This is a genomic window from Corynebacterium mastitidis DSM 44356, assembly GCF_000375365.1.
Classification (GTDB): Bacteria; Actinomycetota; Actinomycetes; order Mycobacteriales; family Mycobacteriaceae; genus Corynebacterium; species Corynebacterium mastitidis.
Genome location: NZ_AQXB01000003.1, coordinates 115,163 through 137,584, shown reverse-complemented (window position 1 = coordinate 137,584; position 22,422 = coordinate 115,163). Strand labels below are relative to the sequence as shown.

At 69.7% G+C, this 22,422-nt stretch carries 20 protein-coding genes, 1 tRNA gene and 1 pseudogene; 14 read left to right on the top strand and 8 right to left on the bottom strand.

Features of this window, described 5'->3' with window-relative positions; all coding sequences use genetic code 11:
• Window positions 1-151 precede the first annotated feature (151 nt).
• The 6 genes from B140_RS0104695 (at window position 152) to B140_RS0104670 (ending at window position 5,778) form a co-directional block, all read left to right on the top strand.
• Window positions 152-1,516: a CitMHS family transporter gene (locus B140_RS0104695; protein WP_018118199.1), complete on the top strand. Its 1,365-nt coding sequence runs from the start codon at window positions 152-154 to the stop codon at window positions 1,514-1,516.
• Window positions 1,517-1,640: 124 nt separating this feature from the next.
• Window positions 1,641-2,747, top strand: coding sequence for an ROK family protein (locus tag B140_RS0104690; RefSeq protein WP_026166003.1), 1,107 nt, complete (start codon window positions 1,641-1,643; stop codon window positions 2,745-2,747).
• A 145-nt stretch (window positions 2,748-2,892) separates the two neighbouring features.
• Entirely contained in the window at window positions 2,893-4,194 is a 1,302-nt protein-coding gene (locus B140_RS0104685) for a dicarboxylate/amino acid:cation symporter (RefSeq protein WP_018118197.1), read from the top strand.
• A gap of 25 nt (window positions 4,195-4,219) precedes the next feature.
• Complete coding sequence (locus B140_RS0104680; protein ID WP_018118196.1) at window positions 4,220-4,738, top strand: GNAT family N-acetyltransferase; 519 nt, start codon at window positions 4,220-4,222, stop codon at window positions 4,736-4,738.
• Between the two features lies 1 nt (window position 4,739).
• Window positions 4,740-5,135 (top strand): phage holin family protein, encoded by a 396-nt coding sequence (locus B140_RS0104675; RefSeq protein ID WP_018118195.1) that lies wholly within the window; start codon window positions 4,740-4,742, stop codon window positions 5,133-5,135.
• 85 nt (window positions 5,136-5,220) lie between these two features.
• A complete protein-coding gene (locus B140_RS0104670) occupies window positions 5,221-5,778 on the top strand; it encodes a DNA-3-methyladenine glycosylase (RefSeq protein WP_018118194.1) in 558 nt (185 codons plus the stop codon).
• 32 nt (window positions 5,779-5,810) lie between these two features.
• Here the strand turns inward: B140_RS0104670 and B140_RS0104665 are convergent, their stop codons facing one another.
• The 4 genes and pseudogenes from B140_RS0104665 to B140_RS0104650 all read right to left on the bottom strand — a co-directional run bounded on the left by B140_RS0104665 (window position 5,811) and on the right by B140_RS0104650 (window position 11,038).
• Complete coding sequence (locus tag B140_RS0104665) at window positions 5,811-6,902, bottom strand: Fic family protein (protein ID WP_244874383.1); 1,092 nt, start codon at window positions 6,900-6,902, stop codon at window positions 5,811-5,813.
• Window positions 6,903-7,033: 131 nt separating this feature from the next.
• Window positions 7,034-8,361, bottom strand: a pseudogene (locus tag B140_RS11975) (M20 family metallopeptidase).
• 143 nt (window positions 8,362-8,504) lie between these two features.
• Window positions 8,505-10,106: an AbgT family transporter gene (locus B140_RS0104655; RefSeq protein ID WP_083912232.1), complete on the bottom strand. Its 1,602-nt coding sequence runs from the start codon at window positions 10,104-10,106 to the stop codon at window positions 8,505-8,507.
• Window positions 10,107-10,264: 158 nt separating this feature from the next.
• Window positions 10,265-11,038 carry an enoyl-CoA hydratase gene (locus tag B140_RS0104650; protein ID WP_018118189.1) on the bottom strand — a complete coding sequence of 258 codons (774 nt, stop codon included), beginning with the start codon at window positions 11,036-11,038 and terminating at the stop codon, window positions 10,265-10,267.
• Between the two features lie 116 nt (window positions 11,039-11,154).
• Here B140_RS0104650 and B140_RS0104645 point away from each other — a divergent pair, with 116 nt between their 5' ends.
• Window positions 11,155-11,427 (top strand): BrnT family toxin, encoded by a 273-nt coding sequence (locus B140_RS0104645; RefSeq protein ID WP_018118188.1) that lies wholly within the window; start codon window positions 11,155-11,157, stop codon window positions 11,425-11,427.
• On the top strand, window positions 11,424-11,732 hold the full coding sequence (locus tag B140_RS0104640) for a hypothetical protein (RefSeq protein ID WP_018118187.1): 309 nt from the start codon (window positions 11,424-11,426) through the stop codon (window positions 11,730-11,732). The genes B140_RS0104645 and B140_RS0104640 overlap by 4 nt, the downstream gene beginning before the upstream one ends.
• Before the next feature lie 3 nt (window positions 11,733-11,735).
• On the opposite strand, the gene amn is transcribed toward B140_RS0104640, so the two are convergent.
• Window positions 11,736-13,130: an AMP nucleosidase gene (gene amn, locus B140_RS0104635; RefSeq protein ID WP_026166000.1), complete on the bottom strand. Its 1,395-nt coding sequence runs from the start codon at window positions 13,128-13,130 to the stop codon at window positions 11,736-11,738.
• Window positions 13,131-13,241: 111 nt separating this feature from the next.
• Here amn and B140_RS0104630 point away from each other — a divergent pair, with 111 nt between their 5' ends.
• A complete protein-coding gene (locus B140_RS0104630; RefSeq protein WP_018118185.1) occupies window positions 13,242-14,720 on the top strand; it encodes a peptide MFS transporter in 1,479 nt (492 codons plus the stop codon).
• A 7-nt stretch (window positions 14,721-14,727) separates the two neighbouring features.
• On the opposite strand, the gene B140_RS0104625 is transcribed toward B140_RS0104630, so the two are convergent.
• Window positions 14,728-15,099 carry a PH domain-containing protein gene (locus B140_RS0104625; protein ID WP_018118184.1) on the bottom strand — a complete coding sequence of 124 codons (372 nt, stop codon included), beginning with the start codon at window positions 15,097-15,099 and terminating at the stop codon, window positions 14,728-14,730.
• Between the two features lie 76 nt (window positions 15,100-15,175).
• On the opposite strand from B140_RS0104625, the gene B140_RS0104620 reads away from it, so the two are divergent.
• Window positions 15,176-16,507: a M20/M25/M40 family metallo-hydrolase gene (locus B140_RS0104620; RefSeq protein ID WP_018118183.1), complete on the top strand. Its 1,332-nt coding sequence runs from the start codon at window positions 15,176-15,178 to the stop codon at window positions 16,505-16,507.
• 100 nt (window positions 16,508-16,607) lie between these two features.
• Entirely contained in the window at window positions 16,608-18,368 is a 1,761-nt protein-coding gene (locus B140_RS0104615; RefSeq protein ID WP_018118182.1) for a DUF5635 domain-containing protein, read from the top strand.
• Window positions 18,369-18,388: 20 nt separating this feature from the next.
• On the opposite strand, the gene B140_RS0104610 is transcribed toward B140_RS0104615, so the two are convergent.
• The gene (locus tag B140_RS0104610) at window positions 18,389-18,703 is read right to left on the bottom strand and encodes a CHY zinc finger protein (RefSeq protein ID WP_026165998.1); all 315 of its coding nucleotides are present in this window, start codon (window positions 18,701-18,703) and stop codon (window positions 18,389-18,391) included.
• A gap of 470 nt (window positions 18,704-19,173) precedes the next feature.
• Window positions 19,174-19,258, bottom strand: a tRNA-Leu gene (locus B140_RS0104605).
• 335 nt (window positions 19,259-19,593) lie between these two features.
• Between B140_RS0104605 and B140_RS0104600 the strand changes: the two genes are divergently transcribed.
• The 3 genes from B140_RS0104600 to B140_RS0104590 are packed head-to-tail and all read left to right on the top strand — an operon-like array spanning window position 19,594 to window position 22,421.
• The gene (locus B140_RS0104600) at window positions 19,594-20,499 is read left to right on the top strand and encodes an FHA domain-containing protein (protein WP_018118180.1); all 906 of its coding nucleotides are present in this window, start codon (window positions 19,594-19,596) and stop codon (window positions 20,497-20,499) included.
• Window positions 20,500-20,517: 18 nt separating this feature from the next.
• Window positions 20,518-20,979, top strand: coding sequence for an FHA domain-containing protein FhaB/FipA (locus B140_RS0104595; protein ID WP_018118179.1), 462 nt, complete (start codon window positions 20,518-20,520; stop codon window positions 20,977-20,979).
• A complete protein-coding gene (locus tag B140_RS0104590; protein ID WP_018118178.1) occupies window positions 20,979-22,421 on the top strand; it encodes a PP2C family protein-serine/threonine phosphatase in 1,443 nt (480 codons plus the stop codon). The genes B140_RS0104595 and B140_RS0104590 overlap by 1 nt, the downstream gene beginning before the upstream one ends.
• Window position 22,422: the final 1 nt, after the last annotated feature.

Here is a 22,422-nt window from a genome sequence, read left to right as displayed (position 1 = left end):
GGTGACCGAAGGGCGCCGGGGCCGCCGCCGGACCCGCGCGCGGGGCGCCCCGGCGCCCTCCTCGCGGCCCCATGCGGGGATCGCACCCCACAGACCCTACAGTGATGTGCATCGACTCACATTGAGAATCTTCCCGAACGAAAGGTCGCTCATGCACACACCCCTGGGCCTCACCCTCGCCGGGCTGGCCATCATCGCCCTCACCGTGGGCCTGCTCATCCGAGGCAAGACCAGCCCGGTGGTGGCCATGACGCTCGTGCCCGCCGCCGGGGCCCTGCTGCTGGGGTTCAGCGCGGCGGAGATCGGGGAGTTCTTTGGCACCGGCCTGACCTCCGTGATGAACGTGGTGGTGATGTTCATCTTTGCCATCATCTACTTTGGCATCCTCCAGGACATCGGCCTGTTCACCCCGGTGGTCACCGCACTCATCCGGGCCACGCGCGGCAACGTGGTCCTCGTGACCCTGGGCACGGCGGCCATCGCCACCGTGGCGCACCTCGACGGCGCGGGGGCCACCACCTTCCTGCTCACCATCCCCGCCCTGCTGCCCCTGTACCGGGCCATGCACATGAGCCGGTACGTGCTGCTGGCCATCGTCTCGCTTGCGGCCAGCGTGATGAACATGGTGCCCTGGGCCGGGCCGGTGGGGCGCACCTCCTCGGTCATCGAGCTGTCCCCCACGGAGATCTGGCGTCACCTGCTGCCCATGCAGGGCGTGGCGCTGGCCCTGGTGTTCGTCGTCGCGCTGCTGCTGGGCCTCTCGGAGCGGCGTCGCATAGCGCGGCTGCGCCGCAGCCCGGAGTTCGTAGGGCGCGGGGAGGTGGACGTGCACGCGATTGCCCGCGAGTTCGTGGAGTCGCAGCGCGCCGAGCGGGCAGCGCAGGGGTATCGCGTCCGCCGGGCCCGCTGGGCCTCGGCCGCCACGGCGCTCATCTCCGTGGCGCTGCTCGCGGTGCTGGTCACCGGACTGCTACCCCCGGCCCCGGCCTTCCTCATCGCCACCACGCTGATCCTGCCCCTGAACTTCGAGTCCCCCACGGAGCAGACGGACGCGATGCGCCGCCACGCCCCCTCGGCGCTGGCGATGGCCTCGGTCATCATCGCGGCGGCGATGTTCCTGGGGGTGCTCGGCGGCTCCGGGATGCTCAAGCAGATCGCGCTCTCCCTGCTGAACGTCCTGCCCGCCTCGGTGGGGCCGTGGGTGCACGTCATCGTGGGCTACCTGGGCGTACCCCTGGACCTGGCCACCTCCACGGACGCCTACTACTTCTCCGTGCTGCCCATCGTGCAGGAGACGGCGGGGAGCTTCGGGGTCTCGGCCCTGGGGGCGGCCTCCGCGCTCATCATCGGCAACATCATCGGAACCTTCGTCTCCCCCTTCTCCCCCGCGCTGTGGCTGGCCATCGGGCTGGCCCGGGCGGACATGGGGCGCCACCTCCGGCTCTCCTTCCCGCTGGCGTGGGGGCTGTCCGCCGTGCTGGTCACGGTGGCGCTGCTGGGCGGGGTGCTGGCCTAACGGCGGCCTGGTGGTGGCCTAGTGCTGGCCTCGTGTTGGCCTAAAAAGCGCAGCCCAGACTGCTTTGTCTGAGGAAACTCGGGGCCAACTAGACTATGCGGTTCATCATGCCTAGTATGTGACCATGCCACACAGCATCACCTCGAAGCCCTTTGCCCGCCCCTTAAGCCCCGCGGCTCAGTGCCTTCAGGTGATGCGCCAGTCCGCCACCGCCACCCGCCTGGAGCTCATCGAGGCCACCGGCTTCTCCCAGTCCACCGTGACCCGGGCGGTGTCGGCGCTTCTCGACGCCGGCTACATCACCCGCCGCCCGGACCTCGCGGAGATCGGCCACCGGGGCCGCCCCACCATCCCCCTGGAGCTCAGCCTCGACGACTCCATGTTCGCGGGCATCGCCGTGGGCACCTCGGAGACCACCGTGGGGCTCTACGACCTGCGCGGCCAGCTCCTGCGGCGCACCCGGGTGACCGCCTCGGCGGCGTCGGTAAGCAGGTATGACTTCCTGGAGCACATCATCGCCGCCCTGCACCGCGTGCTCACCCCCATGAGCCGCCGCCTGGTGAGCATGGGGGTGACCGTCTCCGGGCACGTGGACGAGGCGGGCCGGGTGGACGCGCCCAACCTGGGCTGGACGGACACCGACATCGCGGCGGACCTGCGCTACTACTTCCACGTCCCCGTCACCGTCTCCGGCGTGGCCCCGGCCATCCTGGCCGCCGAGCGCCTCACCGACGCCCACCCGGCCGCCACCCAGACCACCCTGGTGCTCTTCGCGGACGATTCCCTCAGCGCCGCCCTGGACTCCCCCACCGGAGTCACCGCGCTGAGCAACCCCGGCACCCCGCTGACCACCTCCTGCCTGCTGCGGGAGGTCCGCAACCTCGGGGTGGAGGCCCCCACGCTGGCCGACGCCGTAGCGCACCCGGCGGCGCGCCCGCTGCTGGACGACCGCGCCGTGGGGCTGGCCCAGCTCGCGGTGGAGCTGGTGCGCCGGCACCGGCCGCAGCGGCTGGTCATCGCCGGGAGCGCCTTCACGGAGGACCCGGAGGCGCCCCGCCTCTTCGCCTCCACCGTGCGCGAGTCCCTGGGCAACTTCGGCTGCCGCAACCGCAGCGTGGAGCTGCGCATGCTCCCCTCGCACGCGGAGATCGTGCACGCCATCATGCGCGCGGCCGCGCTGGATCTGGTGCTGCGCGAGCCGCTGAGCCTCAGCCTGGTAGCCTCTTCTTAGACTCCCTCCGGTAGACAGATCGGTTCTTAAAAGACGAACCATCCTGTCAGTTTGCTCACAACCGGGGCCCGCGCGGGCATAACGGCCCCCGGCGCCGCGTTGGGCGGAGGGTACGCATGATCCGACGGTGATGAAAAGGTGCCGCATGACCTCCTCCCCCTCCTCCACACGCCGGCTCCCGGCCTGGATGACCAACTTTGGCGCCCAGGTGGTAGCGGGCCTTATCCTCGGCCTGGTTTTGGGCTTGAGCGCCCGCGCGATGGCCGAGGGCAACTGGCTCACCGCCACCCTGGACGCCGTGGGCTCCACCTACGTGCAGCTGCTCAAGCTGCTCATCCCCCCACTGGTCTTTGCCGCCGTGGTCACCTCCGTGGCCAACCTGCGCAAGGTCACCAACGCCGCCCGGCTGGCCGCCTCCACTCTGCTGTGGTTCGCCATCACGGCGTTCCTCTCCGTGCTGGTGGGCATCCTCGTGGCCCTGGTGCTCCGGCCCGGCGAGGGCACCGCGATCGACCCCGCCACGGCGGCCGACCCCTCGCGCACCGGAAGCTGGCTGGGCTTCCTCGAGTCCATCGTGCCGGTGAACTTCCTCGGCCTCTCCGCCGCCGAGGGCTCCTCCGGGGGCGTCTCGCTGAGCTTCAACGTGCTCCAGATCCTGGTGCTCTCCCTCGCCCTCGGCGTGGCCGCCGTGCGCGCGGGCAAGGCCGCCGAGCCCTTCCTGGCCTTCACGGAGTCCTTCCTCAAGGTCATCCAGGAGGTGCTGTGGTGGATCATCCGCCTGGCGCCCCTCGGCACCGCCGCGCTCATCGGCAACGCCGTGGCCAGCTACGGCTGGGACGCCCTGGGCTCCCTGGGCAAGTTCGTCATCGCCATCTACGTGGGCCTGGCCCTGGTGCTCGGCGTGGTCTACCCGGCGGTGCTGCGCCTGACCGGGCTGCCCGTGGTGGGCTTCTACCGCCGGGTATGGCCGGTGACCTCCCTGGGCTTTGTCACCCGCTCCTCCATGGGCGTGATGCCGGTGACCCAGCGCGTCTCCGAGGAATCCCTCGGCGTGCCGCGCGAGTACGCCTCCTTTGCCATCCCGCTGGGGGCCACCACCAAGATGGACGGCTGCGCCGCCGTGTACCCGGCGGTGGCCGCGATCTTCGTGGCCCAGTTCTACGGGGTGCACCTCGACCTCACCCACTACCTGCTCATCGTGTTCGTCTCCGTGATCGGCTCGGCGGCCACGGCGGGCACCACCGGGGCCACGGTGATGCTCACCCTCACGCTGTCCACCCTGGGCCTGCCCCTGGCGGGCGTGGGCCTGCTGCTGGCCATCGAGCCGATCATCGACATGGGCCGCACCGCCGTCAACGTCACCGGCCAGGCCCTGGTGGCCGCCGTGGTGTCCAAGCGCGCGGGCATCCTCGACGAGCAGCCCTGGCGCGCCCCCGCCGCCGCCTAGCGGCGGGCTTTGTAGGATGAGCGGCATGGAACTGACCATCCGCCGGGAAACGGAGGCGGACATCACCGCCATCCGAGCCCTCATCACCCGCGCCTTCGCGGACGACTACCACTCCTGGCACAACGAGCAGGAGCTGGTGGAAGAGCTGCGCGACGCCGACCGGCTCGCCCTAAGCCTCGTGGCCATCGCGGAGACGGACATCGTGGGATTCCTCGGCGCCACGCGGGTGCGCCTCGGGGACGCCGCAGGCTGGAGCGTGCTCGGCCCCCTGGTGGTGGAGCCCCCGGCGCGCCGCCGTGGCGTGGGCACCGGGCTTGTTACCCGGGCCGTCGAGGAGCTGCGCGACGCCGGGACGAGCGGCGTGGCGGCCCTGGGCAACCCGGAGTTCTACCGCAGGTTCGGCTTCCGCCCCGCGCCCGGCATCCGGCTCGACATCGAGCGGGGCACCGGCCCCGAGGTCGAGGTCCTCGCCCTGCCGCTGCGCGGCGACCGCGTCCCCAGCGGCGTGATCCCGCCCCTGGCGCACCGAGGGGACGGTGCATAGCGTGGGCGCTCTCTGGAACTTCCTCGTCCGTTCGGCGGGCACGGCGGTGGCGCTGTGGGTGGTCACCGAGGTAGTCGCGGGGCTGTCCGTCTACGGCGCCCATCCCGAGCAGCGCTGGGTCTCCTTCCTCGGCTCCGCCGCCGTGATCGTGGTGCTCAACATGACGGTGCGCCCGGCGCTGCGGCTGCTGGGCCTCCCGCTGACCATCCTCACCCTGGGCCTGTTCGCGCTGTTCATCAACGCCGCCGTGTTCCTCCTGGCGGGCTCCGTCTCCTCCGCCCTCGGGCTGGGCCTGAGCGTGAGCGGGTTCCGCGCGGCCTTCCTTGGCGCCCTGGTGATGGGACTGGTGAACTGGCTGCTCGGCCCGCTCGCCGGGGCGCTGCGCACGCGCCGCTGACCCCGCTTATCACTGCCGCGCCCCGTGCAGCCGGGGCGCCGCTCCACGGGCCCGCGCGGCCCCGACGACCCGAAGGGGTGCCACCGTGATCGACTTCTCCGCCACCGCCGACGCGGTGGCACCCCAACTGCTCGGCTGCGCCCTCACCCACGCCGGGGTGACCGTGCGGCTCACCGAGGTGGAGGCCTACCTCGGCGCCGAGGACGCCGCCGCCCACACCTACCGGGGCATAACCCCACGCAACCGGGCGATGTTCGGCCCCGGCGGACACATGTACGTGTACCTCTCCTACGGGATTCACCGGGCGGGCAACATCGTGTGCGCCCCCGAGGGCGTCGGGCAGGGCTGCCTGCTGCGCGCGGGGGAGGTCATCGACGGCGAGGAGATCGCCTGGCAGCGCCGAGGCGACGTCCCCTTTCACCGCCTGGCGCAGGGGCCCGGCAACCTCGGCTCGGCGCTGGGCCTCGACCTGGCGGACAACGGCGCCCCGGTGACCGGGCCGGACTTTGTGTTACGACCGCGCACGGAGGAGCCGGAGTGGGTGCGCGGGCCGCGCATCGGGATCACCAAGAACGCCGAGGCCCCGCTGCGGTTCTGGATACCGGGGGACAAGACCGTGAGCGGGCGGCGGGGGCGGCGCTAAGGGGCGGAATACGCACAGGAGGCTCAGGAGTCTTAGGCCGTGAGCGCCGCCAAGGCCGCGCGGTTCACAAAGATCTTCTCCCTGCCCACCCTGACCTCACGCAGCAATCCCAGCTCCACGAGGCTGGCTAACCACGCGGAGGCCGTCTGCCGCTTGGCCAGGCCCTCGTCCACCACATCCCCGATGCGCACGTAGGGGTTACGCATGAAGATCTCCGCCAGCTTTTCCGGCGCGGCCACCCTACCCTCCTCGCGCATGCGTCCGGCGAGTTCCTCCTGAATGAGCCGCAGGCGATCGATCATCTCCGTGGCCTCCCTCGCCGCGGACTCCACCGCATTAACCATGTAGAGCAGCCACGGCTCCCATTCCCCATGCGTGGTCACCCGGCGCAGGCGGCGATAATACTCAGACTTGTTGCGCACGATGTAGCCGGAGAGGTAAAGGACGGGGAGCCTCAACACCTTTTCCTGCATGAGAAAGAGGATGTTGAGGATACGCCCGGTGCGTCCGTTGCCGTCCGGGAATGGATGGATGGCCTCGAACTGGTAATGAGACACCGCCATCAGCACCAAAGGATCGAGGCCATGCTCCGAATAGAGAAAGCGCTCCCACGCCGAGAGGTGCCGCTCGATCACCTCCTTGCCCTCCGGGGGCGTGTACACGTGCCGCTTGGAGGACGGATCACCGATGTAGGTGCCGGGAAAGGGCCGCACCCCCACGGTGGTTCCATGAAGAACGGAGCAGATTTCCGCGGCCAACTTTGCGGATACACCCCCACGCTCCCGGAGGCGTCGCTGGCCCAGGAAGAGGGCGTCGTTATACCTCAGCGCCTCCTTCGTGGCCGGGGTCTGAATGGCCTCCACCCGCCACGCCGCGCGGAACAACTCGTCGTTGGTGGTCACGATGTTCTCGATCTCCGAGGACGCCTGGGCCTCCCGCAACGGAATAGTGGTGGTAATAATCTGCGGGTTCGGGATAAGCTCGCAGGCCTTGTCCAGGGCCGCGAGCCGACTGCGGGCTCCGATCACCGCCTTGAGCACGGGAACCGTTTCCAGGGGAACGCCCGGCGGCAACGGAGGCAGCTCGTTGTAGGGAGTGCTTGGATCAAAGGCGGCGGCGGTCATGCACCGAGGATACCCTCCCTCGAAAACCGATATGTCGAAATTTTCCCGAAAAATCGACATATCCGCCCCACGTGTCGATCGCATCGACATATCCCCGCGACGTGTCGATTTTCCGCCGATATTTCGACACGTCACTGCGCCCGCAGCACCCCACCGGCGGCCTCGAACTCCTCCCGCGCGGCTTCCAGCAACGCGGGTTCCCCGAGCGCGTCCAGGGCCACCTGGGCCAGGCCGATCGCGGAGTCCACGGCCGCGTCCACCGCCTCCTCCGAGCGCGCGTATTCCGCAAAGGCCCGGGTGTGCAGCGCCACACCCTCCGGGGCGATCTTCACCATCGGGTGGATGCCGGGCACGAGGTGGGAGACGTTGCCGAAGTCCGTGGAGGCCGCCAGGGTGTCCGGCACCACCCCGCCGGGCAGGGCGCGCCGCCCGCGCCGCTCCTGGGTGGCGGCCCAGCGCTGCGCCAACGCGCGGTTGTTGCGCACCGGCAGGCTGGCGGGGTGGCCGTCCCACTCCTTGCTCACCTCCACCCCGGCCATGAGCGCGGCGCCGTCGAGCACGGCATCGATGCGCCCGGAGAGGTCGCTCAGGGTGCGGGCCATGAGCGAGCGCACGTAGATGGTCATGGTGGCGGTGTCCGGGATCACGGAGGGGCGCTGGCCGCCCTCGGTGATCACGGCGTGCAGGCGGTCCGAGGGCGGCATCTGCTGGCGCAGCAGGCCGAAGCCCTGGTAGGCCAGGGTGGCGGCGTCGAGGGCGTTGCGCCCCATGAAGGGCTCGGAGGAGGCGTGGGCGGCCACGCCGCGGAACGTGGCGGTCAGGGTGCGCCGCCCCACCCAGGCGTGCTCCGCGAGGTCGAAGGAAAAGGGGTGCACCATCATGGCGGCGTCGATACCCTCGAACGCCCCCGCGCGGATCAGGTACTCCTTGCCCGTGTGCCCCTCCTCGGCGGGGGTGCCCAGCAGCACGATCCTGCCGCACGCCGCGCCCGCGCTTCTCGACGCCGCCAGGAACGCCCCCACCCCCGCCGCCGCGATGATGTTGTGCCCGCAGCCGTGGCCGATGCCCGGCAGGGCGTCGTACTCCGCGAGGATCGCCACGGTGGGATCGCGCTGGGGGTCGAAGCCCGGCGCGCGGTGCTCGGCGCGCAGGGCGGTGTCCAGCCCGCCCACCCCCACCTCGACCTCGTGGCCGTGCGCGCGCAGCAGCGCGGCAATGCTCCGCGCGGCGTGACGTTCCTCGAACGCCTCCTCCGGGTGATCGTGCAGGTCAAGGGCCAGGTTCCGGAGGTCATCGCGTAGCTCCTCCCCGGCCCGGGCCGCCCGGTCCCAGGCGCGGCGCTGGCCCGGGTACGCCTCCCCCGCTCCGGCGCCGGGGCCTGCGCGCGGGCCCGCCGGGCGCGGCGCTCGATCCCCTCCCTCATCGCGTCGAGGTAGGCGGTGGAGGGCTGGGCAGGCATGGGCGTCCTTTCGTGTGTCGGCGTCACCCAGGGTAGAGGGGGCGGCGGGTCGGCGCTATGTTTTTCTGCCGACGCGCTGCGCGGGCGCGGCCACGTGCGCGCCGCGATGTTTCACGTGAAACGCCCCTCAAGGCCGCGCGGCGCTATCCCAGGAATATCCCCGCGCCCGGCCCCAGCGGGAGATCCGCGTAGAACCAGAGCGCCAGCAGCAGCACCCAGGTCAGCCCGAAGGGAACAACAAAGACGAACATGCGGGACATCAGGGTGCCCAGCCCCGCCCGCGGCTCGTAGCGGCGCAGCATGCCCAGGATCACGATCATGTACGGGTTGAGCGGGGTGATGATCTGGGTGGCGGAGTCTCCCACGCGGAACGCCGCCTGCACAAAGCCCGGCTCGTAGCCCAGCAGGGCGAACATCGGCACGAACACCGCCGCCATGAGCGTCCACATCGCGGAGCCGGAGATGATGAGGAGGTTCAAAACGCTCGCCAGAACGATGAAGGCCAGCACGGCGGCAAAGCCCGTCAGCCCCACGGACTCCAGGCCCGCCGCGCCCTTGACCGCCGTCCAGGTGCCGATGCCGGTCCAGTTGAACAGGGCCACGAACTGCCCCAGGATGAAGGCCAGCACCAGGAACTCCAGCATCCCCTTGAAGGACTCCGTCATCATGTCCACCGCGTCGTCCACGCTGCGGATCGTGCCCGCCACCACGCCGTAGGAGACGCCCATGACAAAGAAGAAGAGCATGACCAGGAACACGATGGAGTTCAGCAGCGGCGACTGCGGCAGGAAGCCGCCGCTCTCGTTGCGCCACGGGGAGCCCGGCAGCATCACGGCCACGAGCGCCGCGGCGGTCACCAGCAGCGTGCCCCACAGGGACACCTTCAGCGCCAGCCACTCCCGGGGGTCCAGCTCCGCTGAGAGGTCCTCCTGCCCGGGGTCCTGGGGATCGTCGTCCAGCGCCCGCTGCTCGGTGGGCACGTTCTGGCGCGCCATGCGCGGTTCCAGCACGCGGTCGATGAGGAATCCCGCGATCACGCCCAGCAGGATCGCGGACGCGATGTTGAAGTAATAGTTGGATACCGGATTGACCTCCTGGGCCGCCAGGCCGGGCAGGCCCTCCATCACTGCGTTGGTGATCCCCGCGAAGAGGGCGTCGAGGCTGCTGGGCACCAGGGAGGTGGAGTACCCCGCCCCCACGGCGGCAAAGCCGCCGAGCAGGCCCGCCACGGGGTGCCGCCCGGCGGCCTTGAACACCATCGCGGCCAACGGCGGCACCACCACGAAGGCGGCGTCCGCCATCACCGAGGCCGTCACGCCCGTCACGCCCACGGCGTAGGGCAGCACCGTCTTGTTCGCGGAGCCAAAGAGCTTGCGGATCAGCGCCGCGAGCATCCCGGAGCGCTCCGCGATGCCCACCGCCAGCATGATGGGCAGCACGGTCACCAGCGGCGGAAAGCCCAGGTAGTTCTCCCCGATGTTCTCCGTGAACCACACCAGGCCCTCGTTGGTAAACAGACCCTTAATGCTGAGGGTCTCCCCCGATCCGGGCACCTCCACCGCGGCACCCGACCACGCCATGAGCGAGGAGGCCACGGCGGTGAGGAGAAAGAGAATAAGAAAGAGCAAAAAGGGCGTGGGCAGCTTGTTGCCCACGGCCTCGATGGTGCCGAGGAAGCGATCCCCCCATCGACCCAATGCGGTGCGTGGTTCTGCCGTGGTTTCTGCGGTGGTTTCCGTGGACATCAGGAGCCTTCCGGTTGTGTGGGTGGCTCGGCACCCCGTCGTGCAATGTGGTACACGATACACAGGGCGGTCCGGGAGGCGTCACCCGACCATCGCCGCCGGGCCCTCTCCCGCCCCTATCGACGCCCTGCAACCACCGGCGGCGGTGACCGGTGCCCCTAGCGGTGGCGAAACTCCGGCTCGCGCTTGTCCACGAAGGCCGCCATGCCCTCCTTCTGATCCTCCGAGGCAAAGACCGAGTGCACCAGGCGGCGCTCGAAGAGCAGCCCCTGGGACAGGTTCGCCTCGAAGGCCGCGTTCACGGCCTCCTTGACCATCGTGGACGCCACCTTGGACTTGGAGGCGATCACCCGGGCCGTCTCCAGGGCCTCCTCCAGCAGGGAATCGTCCGGCACCACGCGGGCCACCAGGCCGGAGCGCTCCGCCTCCCGGGCGTCCATCATGCGCCCGGTCAGGCACATCTCCATCGCCTTGGCCTTGCCCACCGCGCGAACGAGCCGCTGGGAACCGCCCATGCCCGGCAGGATGCCCAGGTTGATCTCCGGCTGACCGAAGCGCGCACCCTCGGCGGCGATGATGAGATCGCACATCATGGCCAGCTCGCAGCCCCCGCCCAGGGCGTAGCCGGAGACCGCCGCGATGATGGGGGTGCGGGCCCGGGTCAGGGCGTCCCAGCCGCCGAACCAATCGGCGTTGTACATCTCCGTGGCGCCCTTCTCCGCCATCTCCTTGATGTCCGCCCCGGCGGCAAAGGCCTTGGCGGAGCCCGTGAGGACGATCGCGCCGACCTCCGGGCTGGCGTCCAGGCGGGTCACCGCCTCCGTCACCTCCCCCATGAGCTCCGCGTTGAGAGCGTTGAGCGCCGTGGGGCGGTTGAGCGTAATGAGCGCCACGCGGCCGCGGCGCTCCTCGGTGATGGTGTTCTGAGTCATAGTTCCTCCTTCCCACGCCAGTGTAGGGGGTGGCGTTTCCCTGCGCGCAGCGGCGCCGACCGGCGCGAGCCCTTGGCTTCCGCCCCGCGCAATACGCACGTAGTACAGTGAGTCGTGTGGTCGATTGGTCCTATCGCTCCGGTTACATAGCCAAGCACGGCGTCACCGTCGCGGAGGCCAACGAGGCGCTGGCCGATCCCCGCGCCGTCACGTACAGCCCCGATCCCGCGAGCCTCAGCGGGGTGAGCGACCGCACCATCGGCTTTTCCGCCGGGGCCAACGCCATCCTTACCGTCATCACCGTCACCGAGGACGGCGCGGTCTACGGGGTCAACTGCTGGCGCTCCAACCCGCGCGATCAAGCCCGCTACCGAGAGGAAGACCCATGATCCCCCCCAAGCTGCAGCAGGCCATCGAGGAAACCCCGCAGGTGGAATCAGGTGCCGCCGCCCGAGCGGATACCGTTATTTCCCGCCCCGGCACCTCCAGGAATAGGACCCTCCAGATCCGCCTCTCCGAGGAGGAGTTCCTGCGTCTCACGCAGGCCGCAGGCCAGCAGCCCCCCTCGTCCTTTGCCCGGAGCCTCCTGCTCGGCTCGCTGACCCCGAACGCCCTCGACGCCACCCTCGTCAGCGCCCTGCACACGGCCCTCGACCAGGCGGGATATCACATCGCCAAAAACGACGCCGCCTAGCGCCTACCTAAACGGCACCTCCCCGATGGCGCGCCGCAGCTTGCGGGTGCGCAGCCGCTCCGGGTCCTGCGCCAGGTACTCCATCGCCCGCACCGCGCACATCACGTGCGCCTCCTTGGAGGAGGAGTAGAAGGCCTGCGCCTGCGCGGGCAGCTTGGGCACCGCGTGCAGCGGAAGATCCGAGACGCTCAGCAGCGTGCCGTAGGGCACCCGGTAGCGGTAGCCGTTGGCCGCCAGCGTGCACGATTCCATGTCCACGGCCACGGCGGTGGAGTCGCGCAGCCATTCCCACAGCTCGCGGGCGGTGTGCCACTCCCAGTTGCGGTCGTCGGTGGAGAGCACGGTGCCGGTGCGCATGAGGGAATGATCCTGGCCGTACACGGCGTCCACGCTGGATTCCAGGGCGCGCTGGATCTCCGGGACGGCGGGGATGGGGACGTCGCGGCGGATGCGCCCGTCCATCACGTGATCCTCGCGCTGGTAGGCGTTGCCCAGGATGAGGTCGCCCATGCGCATGCGGCCGTCCAGCCCGGCGCAGTGGCCGATCATGATCCAGGCCTCAGGGCGCAGCACCGCCAGGCAGTCGGTGATGGTCTTGGCGTTGGAGGGGCCCACGCCGATGTTGATGATGCTGATGCCGTCGCCGCCGGGCGTGCACAGGTCGTAGCGGGGCATCTGGCTGGTGGCGGTCTTATCCACCCGCTCCTCGCCGCCGGTGGCGCGCTGCCCGCTGGGCAGCACCAGCTCGGTGTAGCGCGAGCCCTCCCGGCCTAGTTCCCGCAGCCCGAAGTCCACGAACTCGCTGGTGTGCATGGGGTAGTTGGTAAACAGGATGTACTTTTGCAGCGTGTCCACCGGGATTCCGGTGTAGTGCTCGATGCGCGCGCAGGCGATGTCGCAGCGCTGCGGGCCAAAGTGGAACAGCGGCTTGACCGGCCCGTGAAAGGCCTCCCAGTGGCCATCCACGATCCCGTCGTCCACCTCGTCCAGGGAGGGCCGGGGCACCGCGTCCCCGAGGTCGCCCGCCCGGCGCGCCTCGTCCACGTTTTCCAGGCCCCGGATGTACTCGGGCGGGATGCGCGTGCGGGAGGGGCCCACGGAGATCTCGCAGGGGTAGTTGCCCACCAGCCGGGTGAGCTGTTCCCGTAGGTATCCGCGCAGCAGGCGGGGCTTGGTGAACTCCGCGCCGTAGCGCCCGGCCTCGTCCACGTAGCCGAAGGGGGCGCGGCGGTCGATGGGCCGCCACCGCGTGACCTCCACCTCCAGGCGCGGGTAGGTCACCTCCCGGTACGCCTCGTAGTCCCCCGACGCGAAGATGTCCGCTGCCCGCGCCGTGGCGGCGTCGTACAGCTCCACCAGGCGGGCGATCGCCTCGTCTACCCCGGCCATGCGTTCCATGTTTCCCGAGGGTACCGCTAGTTCCTCGCGCCCGGCCCGGCCGCACACCGGCGCAGGTCGCTCGGGGTTAATTTTTTCCTCCCCCTCCCCGCAGGCCACTACACTATCCCCATGAATAGCACCGAGGGCCGTACCTTCCTGGGCCAACCGTGGGGGCTGGCCAATCTCTTTGGCATCGAGCTGTGGGAGCGCTTCAGCTACTACGGCATGCTCACCATCCTGGGCTACTACCTCTATTACTCCACCACCAAGGGCGGCCTGGGCATGGACGAGGGCACCGCGCTGTCCCTCGTGGGCGCCTACGGCGGCTTCGTGTATATCACCTCGGTAGTGGCGTCGCTCGTCAGCGACCGCCTCCTCGGCCCCGAGCGCACGCTCTTCTTCTCCGCCATCCTGGTGATGGCCGGGCACATCGCCCTGGCCCTCGTGCCGGGCTTTCCTGGCCTGATCCTGGGCGTGGGCCTCATCGGGCTCGGCTCCGGCGGCGTCAAGACCGCCTCCCAGGTGGTGCTGGGGGATCTCTATTCCCGCTCCGACCCCAAGCGCGACGCCGGCTTTTCCATCTTCTACATGGCCGTGAACATCGGCGCGCTCATCGGCCCCCTCGTCACGGGCGAGGCCTGGGGCCGGGGCGGGTTCCACTGGGGGTTCGGGCTGGCGGCCATCGGCATGGCCGTCGGGTTGGCCCAATACGTTGTGATGCGCAAGGGCACCATCAACCCGGACAGCCGCCGGGTGCCTAATCCCCTGGAGCGCGGCCGGTACCTGACCTATGCCCTCGGCGGGATCATCCTGGTGGCGCTGCTCGTGTCCCCCTTCGTCTTTGGCCTCCTCCCGCTCAAGGCCCTCTCGCACTACGTGGCCCTGCTGGCCTTCCTGGCGGCGGTGATCCTGCTGACGCAGATGCTCCGCTCCCCGCACACCACCGCGCAGGAGCGCTCCCGGCTCGTGGGCTACCTGCCGCTGCTGTTCGGCTGCGTGATGTTCTTTGCCATCTTCCAGTCCCAGTTCACCATCCTGGCGCTCTACACGGATACGAGGGTGAACCTGGACCTCAACCTGGGCTTCTTCGAATACCGCCTCAAGCCCAGCCAGGTGCAGTCCGTCAACCCCTTCTTCATCGTCCTGCTCTCCGGCGTCTTCGCCGCGATGTGGACGCACCTGGGCGAGCGCCAGTGGTCCAGCCCCGTCAAGTTCGGCGTCTCCAACCTCATCATCGGGGCCTCCCTGCTGCTCTTCCTCCCCTACGCCGGGGGCGAGGAGGGCTCCACGCCGCTGCTCATGATCGTGATCCTGCTCCTCCTGTTCACCCTGAGCGAGCTGCTCGTCTCCCCGGTGGGCAACTCCCTGGCCACCAAGGTGGCCCCGGAGGCGTTCAAGTCCCGCATGTTCGCCGTGTGGCTCATGGCCCTGTCCATGGGCACCTCGCTGGCCGGGGTGCTGGGCACCCAGTACGAGGCGGCTATCGACGCCGGACCCGGCGCCGAGCGCGCCTTCTTCCTCGCCGCCTCGGGCGTGACGATGGTGCTCGGCGTGGCGCTCATCCTGCTGCGCGGCTGGGTGGTGCGCAGGTTCGGGGATGTGCGGTAGAAGCGCCCTACTCGCCGCCCAGGACGCACTGGGCGATGAGGTTATCAATGCGCCGGATGTCCACCCCACGGCCGATCTTGATCTTCACCTTCCCGGCGCGCGTCCATAGCTCCACCTCGGCGTTAAAGTCCAGGGTTCCCGCGTTTTCCGTGGACCACATGTTGATGGAGCTATAGGGCAGGGAGTACACCTCGACCTTCTTGCCGCGCAGCCCCTGGGCGTCTCGCACGATGAGGCGCTTGCTGGTAAAGATCGCGGAGTCCCGGAACGTCTTGAAGGCCGCATGGGGCCGTTCCCCCGGCACCAGCATGGAGAGCACGTCCTCGGGCACGGGGACCTCGGAGACAAAGGTCCATTCGGTTATCGCGGAGATTTCCACGGCTTTCCCCTCACTATGTTTCTCATTGCACACTTATCCTCCTCATGCTAGCCTCGGCTCGCCCATAATGGAACCCATGCCTCTCTACGACCGCCTCTACGACGACGCCCTCGCCCTGCTCCAGGAGCTGATCCGCAACGCCTGCGTCAACGACCTCACCCCGGACTCCGGGCAGGAGGTCCGCAACGTGGAAACCCTGGAACGCTTCTTCGCCGGTTCCGGGGTGACCTCCCGGCGCTTCGAGCCGCACCCCGGGAGGGCGTCGATCGCCTTCACCGTGGACGGCAGCGACCCGGAGGCGGAGCCGCTGACCCTGCTGGGGCACATCGACGTCGTCCCGGTGGACGAGGCCCGGTGGACCACCGATCCCTTCGGCGCGGAGATTGTAGACGGCAAGCTCTACGGGCGCGGCGCGGTGGACATGCTGTTTATCACCGCCGCGATGGCGGCCGTGACCCGCGAGGTGGCCCGCACCGGTCGCCCGAGGGGCACCCTTACCTTCGTGGCCCTGGCGGACGAGGAGGCGCGCGGCGGCCTGGGGGCGGGGTGGATCGCCCAGCACATGCCCGAGGCGCTGAGCTGGCGCAACTGCCTCTCGGAGACGGGCGGCTCGCACCTGCCCACTGCCGACGGCTCCGACGCCGTGGTCATCAACGTGGGTGAGAAGGGCGCGGCGCAGCGTCGGCTGCACGTCACCGGCGACGCCGGGCACGGCTCCACCCCCCACGGCAAGGACTCCGCGATCGCGCGCGTCGCCGAGGTGGCGCGCCGCATCGCCGCCGCCGAGCCCCCGGTGACGGACAACGAGGTGTGGCGAGGCTTCGTCCGCGCCTTCCGCTTCGATCCCGACACGGAGCGCGCGCTGCTGGAGGGCACCGGGGACTACGAGGTCTTTGGCGAGCTCACCTCCTACGCCCAGGCGTTCTCGCACCTCACGCTGGCCCAGACGGTGCTGCGCGCCGGCGGGGCCATCAACGTGCTGCCCTCCCACGCCTGGCTGGACATGGACATCCGCCCCCTGCCCGGAACCACACAGGACGAGGTGGACGCCGTGCTGCGGGAGGCCCTGGGAGACCTCGCGGACGAGGTGCGCATCGAGCGCCTCATCTCGGAGCCCGCCACGCAGTCCCCCGCCGAGGGGCCGCTGTGGGACGCCCTGGTGGCCACGATCCGCGAGGAGTTCCCCGAGGCGGCCGTGGTGCCCGTGCTCGCCACGGGCGGGTCCGACCTGCGCTTTGCCCGCCGCCTCGGCGGGGTGGGCTACGGCTTTGCGCTGCACGCCCGCGAGCGCACCCTGGCGGAGGCCAACAGGCAGCTCCACTCCCACGACGAGCACCTGCACCTGGAGGACCTGCGCCTCACCGTGCGGGCCTACCGGCGCGTGGTGGAGCGGTTCCTGGGGGTCTAGTCCGCCTAGCCGCCTTAATCTCACACGATTCCGCCCCGCGCCAATTCTTTGTGAGATTAAGGGGGTACCTAATCTCACAATTCGCTGCTACGCTGCACGTATGCTCGTCTCCAGGACCTCCTCCCTGCGCCACCAGCTCGAGCAGCAGGTGGCCGCAGTCCTCGCCACGGCCAAGGGAGGGGCCCTCACCCACACTGAGGAAACCCAGCAGGTGGACTTCAAGGAGGAGGCGGGGCGGCGCGGCCGGGGCGGCACCATCGAGCCCGGCGAGCGCACCAACCAAACGGCCGCCACAAAGTTGGCCGACGAGGTGGCCTGCATGGCCAACTCCCCCGGCGGCGGGGCCCTCATCTACGGCGTAGAGGATCATTCCGGCCGGATCATCGGCACGGAGCTAGACATTGACTGGTTGCGCCAGCGCATCTATTCCGCCGTGTCCGTGGCCCCCGATATCGTGAGTACCCAGGTGGAGGGGCTGCGCGTGCTCGTCGTGTACGTGGCGGAGGCCCGCGAGCCGGTGGAAAACACCGGCGGCCAGATTCGGTGGCGGGTGGGGGCCTCCTGCGAGCCCGTGGACCGCGCCGAGTGGTGGCAGCACCGCGACGCCACCGCGCAGGCGGACGTCATGGCGCAGCCCTCCGACCTTGGCGTCGATGCCGTGCGCCCGGGGGCCGTCGAGATCGCCCGCCGGTGGTTTTCCCCCGATGGGGGTGCCCTGACCGCCACGGACCTGCTGCGTCGCTCCGGCGCGCTGCGCTCGGATAATCGCCTCACCCAGGCCGGCGCGCTGCTCTTCTGCGCGCTGGATGCGTCGGCCTTAGAGGTCACCGTCTTTAACGTGCCCGGCGGCTCCATCCTCAACCGCGTGGTGCCCCCGGCCGATCTTTCCCTGATCGAACAGCTCGACATCGTCGAGCGCGCCCTCGGTGCCGTCAATACCTTTGCCACGCATCAGGCCGGGCTGCACCACGAGCTCGTCCGCCGCGTGCCCGAGCAGTCCATTCGTGAAGCCCTGCTCAACGGGGTGATCCACCGCGATTGGAACCGCAGCGAGCCCACCGACGTCCGCTGGGTCGAGCTCGATAGCTCGCTCACGGTGCGCAGCCCCGGCGCGTTCCCCGGGGCCATCACGGAGAACAACGTGCTCAGCAACCGCGAGGCCCGCTACCCCGCCCTGGCCGACCTCTTCCGGGCCCTCGGGCTGGTGGATAAGCAGGGCGTGGGCGTGGATCGCATGTACCGGGACATGATCGTGCTGGGCCACCGCCCGCCCACCATCAAGGAAATCGCGGGACCACACGTGGAGTGCTCCCTGCACGGCGGGCAACCCATCTACCCGGTGCTGGACTGTGTGCGGGCCATCACCCCGGCGGAACGCCAGCAGGACTATCGCGTGGCCATCGTGCTCAACCTCCTGCTGCGCTTGCCCTTCATCACGGTGGAGTCCACCGCGGCCGCTCTCCAATCGGACCGCGAGGCCGCGCTCATCGCCCTCGAGGCCGCCCGCCAGTCCACGGTGCGCTCGCAACCCCTCATCCGGAAATACAAAAACACCTGGATCCTGGGGGACACCGCCCGCAAGCTCATGGTGCAGGCCTACGACGCCACCAGCACCTACCCCCTCATGGACTACCTCTCCACCGAGATCGAGAATCAGGCCGCCACCGTGCATGCCTGGCTCTCCACCGCCGACGCCATCACCACCGGCGATCTCGCCCTGCTCACCGACACCTCGCGGGGCACCGCCAAGAGAACCCTCGATGCCCTCGCGGCGGAGAGCGTGGTGGTGGCCCGCGGTTCCGGGCGCGCGAGCCGCTACGAGAAAACTCACACGATTCCGCCCCGCGCCGATTCTTTGTGAGATTAAGGGGGTACCTAATCTCACAAAAAGTACAGGCCCGTATGTAGGGCGCACCCGGGATTGAACGGGTGCCCGCACCCGGGGCACCCGGCCGCACCGTGGTAGTCCGCGTACCCCATGCGGTGCCCGCACGCCCCGCACAGCACAGCGTCGGCCGCCTCCCTGCTCACCCGCCCAAAGGCGTGTTCCGCCGCTTCCTCATGGCAACGATGGCACGCCCACCACTGTCCGCAGGTGGCACACCGGTTGGCCACCACGTCCCAGTGCTGCCGATAGTGCGCGCAGCGCCCCTGCGCGTCTACCTCGCTGCCGCAGATGTTCTCCGCCAGAAACATGGGGCTTAGCCTAGCCCGCGCGAAGGGGTGCCAGCGCGCCTCCCGCGTGGCGCTTATCGACGCCACCGTCACCCCTTCGCGCACACACCCCGCCGCCCGCCGCGCCATTGTTCCCAGGCGTCCAGGCCGCCAGGGTTCTCCCCTTCCCGCGCCCGCCCCACCCTGCTCCGCTCCACGGGGTGCCACCTCCGCCCGCGCTCGCCCGCCCCACCCTGCGCTGGCACCCCTTCGCGCCGCCAACCCCCGGCAGGGCACCTGGCTCACTCCCCAAAGCGGACCCGGCGCGGGCGCGCGCTGCGGCACCACCACACAAGCACCGGAGGTGCCAGCCGAACACCCGAGATACCCCGGCGGTACATAGTCGGCGGGGCTCACGCGCAGGCATTCCCCACCGCAACCTCACCCCCAAAGCCGTACCGACAAAAAAGATCCCACCCGCTCCCCGAGGGGAACAGGTGGGATCTCATCTGTGGGCGAAGGGGGACTTGAACCCCCACGTCCAAAAAGGACACTGGCACCTGAAGCCAGCGCGTCTGCCAATTCCGCCACTCGCCCAAATCAAGTGGCCGCCGTTGCGACTCCTAAGACTCTATACGCAGCACCACACCCATGACAAACACGCAGGTCAAACCCCACTATCGCGCCGCGCACCACCCCCTCGTATGCGCCCGCGCCTATCTATCCCCCTTGCCTTGCCCCTATACTGGTCTGTACGTATGCGCGCCTCATCCGGGTGTGTGGGGTCATCCGTGATCCCTCCATGCGTCCTAGGCCCCTCATCGCGGCGGCCTCGGCGGCCCCGAGCGGGGCGTCGGGTGCGTCGCCGCGCGCCGCCACGAACGGCGTCGGGGGCGGAATTGTTCAGGGAGAAGCAAGAGGAGGTTGAGCACGTGTCGATCATGGCTCGCTTTGCCAAGTTCGATAGCGCCATGCAGCGCGGCCTGGATAACGGCTTTGCCCTCGTCTTTGGCGGCAGCGTGGTGCCCGCGGAGATCGAAGAGCTTCTCAAGCAGGAGATCGAGGACAACGTGGAGGCGGTGGACGGCCGCCCGGAGGCCCCCAACGTCTTTATCGTCGGGCTGTCCCAGAGCGACGTCCGCAACCTCGCGCGGCAGAGCGCGAGCCTGCCCGAGGACTTCGCGGATCGCATGACGCGCTACTGCCGCAACCAGGGCCTGGCGCTGCCCGGCCCGGTGGTGGTGCGCATCGCGGAGGAGTCGGGGATGCGCACGGGCCAGCTGCGGGTGTCCTCCTACGCCAACCCCTCCCCCGATCAGCCGACCGGCTTCGACTGGATCGGGGCCCCCGCTCCCGCTCCCGCCTCCCCCGGCAAGCGCGACAAGCCCTACCAGAACGCCACGAACGCCCACGAGAACGAAAGAGAGCAGATGAACCATCCCCAGCCTGGACCGTCCGGGCGCGACGCCGCCACCGAGTTCATTCCTCGCCAGGCATCCGCGGCGGGCGCCCCGACGCAGCAGCGGCAGCCGGATCGCCCCACGGTAAGCCTGCTCCTTCAGGACGGCTCCTCGCGCACGTACCTGGTGCAGGAGGGGTCGAACATCCTCGGGCGCTCCCACGACGCGGACTTCCGCCTCCCGGACACGGGGGTCTCCCGCCAGCACGCGGAGGTCACCTGGGACGGGCAGGACGCCGTGCTGGTGGACCTGCAGTCCACCAACGGCACCACCGTCAACGACACCCCGGTGGATAACTGGCTGCTGGCGGACGGGGACATCATCACCATCGGCCATTCCCACATCGAGGTCCGCGTCATCTGGCCTCGGCAGAACTAGCACCCAAGGAGAGCACTCATGGACTCACTCGTCCTCACCGGGTTCCGCATCGGGGTCCTGGTGTTGCTGTGGCTTCTCATCCTCGTGGCGCTGCGCGCCATGCGCCGGGATACCGCGCTGGTGGGCGGCGCGCAGCCGGGCAAGCGCTCCCGGCGCGGCGCGGCCCCCGCCCCGCGCAAGTCCGCCCCCATCAATAGGATCACCATCGTGGAGGGCCCCCTGCAGGGCTCCCACATGGAGATCGCCTCGGTGGGCGAGGTGGTGCTGGGGCGCAGCCCGGACTGCGACTTTGTGCTTGGCGACGACTTCGCGTCCGCACGGCACGCGCGCCTGTTCCGGCGCGGCTCGGACTGGTTTGTTGAGGACCTGGATTCCCGCAACGGCACCTTCGTGGCCGGTACCCGCATCGATCAGCCGGAGCGGGTGGACACCGGGACGTCGATACGCGTGGGTCGAACCACGGTGAGGTTGGTGCCGTAATGCTGCGCTTGAATTACACGGTGGCCTCGGACCGGGGCCTGGTGCGGGGCAACAACGAGGATTCGGCCTACGCCGGGCCCTACCTGCTGGCCCTCGCGGACGGCATGGGCGGCCACGCCGCGGGCGAGGTGGCCTCGCAGATCATGATTACCCACCTGGAGCACCTGGACAAGGACACCGGGGATAATGACATGCTGGCGCTGCTGGCTGCGGGCGCCGACGAGGCCAACCGCGCCATCGCGGACGAGGTGGGGGCGCACCCGGAGACGCAGGGCATGGGCACCACGCTCACGGCCCTGGCCTTCAACGGCCGCGAGTTTGGCCTGTGCCACGTGGGGGACTCCCGGGGCTACCGCCTGCGCGGGGGAGCGCTGGAGCAGCTCACGGTGGACGACACCTACGTGCAGTCCCTGGTCAACGAGGGTCGCCTGCTGCCGGAGGACGTCTCCACGCACCCGCAGCGCTCCCTGATCCTCAAGGCCTACACGGGGCGCGACGTGGAGCCCACCCTCACAACCCTCGACGCCAAGGCCGGGGATCGCCTGCTGCTGTGCTCGGACGGGCTCTCCGACCCCGTCACGCACTCCACCATCGAGGAGACCCTGGCCCAGGGCACCCCGGCGGAGGCCGCGAACCGGCTCGTGGAGCTGGCGCTGCGCTCGGGCGGCCCGGACAACGTGACCGTGGTGGTGGCGGACGTGGTGGACGCGGACGCGATGGATGAGGGGGCGCTCGCGGAGCTGCCCACCGAGCCCGCCACCGGCGGCGCCCTGTGCGGGGAGCCCTCGGAGGATTCCCACCCGGATACCGCCGCGGGCCGCGCGGCGGCCCTGCGCACCAAGGTCACCACCATCTCCCCCGACGGCCAGGTGAGCGCGCAGCCCCTGTCCGGGGTGCCCGATCCCCCCGAGGCCGCCGAGGACGAGGAGGCGGACGCCGATCAGGGGTCTGAGCGTGGTTCAGCGTGGCGCTGGGGCACGCTCATCGTCGCTTTATTGGTGCTCATCGCGCTGATCGTGGGCGGCTGGTGGGTGTACCACACCGCCAAGGAGCGGTACTTCCTCGCCACGGATGACGCCGGGGCGATCGTCGTGGAGCGCGGCCTGGACTACACGGTGCTGGGACGGGACCTGCACGAGGAGTATCAGCACGCCTGCCTGGGCGCGGACGCCTCGGTGCGGCTGACCGACCCGCAGGAGGTCTCCGAGAAGGATTGCCACCGCTTTAGCCTGAACGATCTCCCGGCCTCGGCGCGCTCCTCGGTGGAGGCCATGCCGTCCGGAACGTACGAGGAGATCAACCAGCAGCTCCGCCGCCTGGCGGATCAGGCCCTGCCCGCGTGCGTGACCGTGCGCAAGGAGTCCGATCCGGCGCAGACGGAGGAGTCGTCCCGCCCGGGCGAGCTAGCCAAGCCCGGGGTGGATTGCCGGGAGGTGAAGTAAC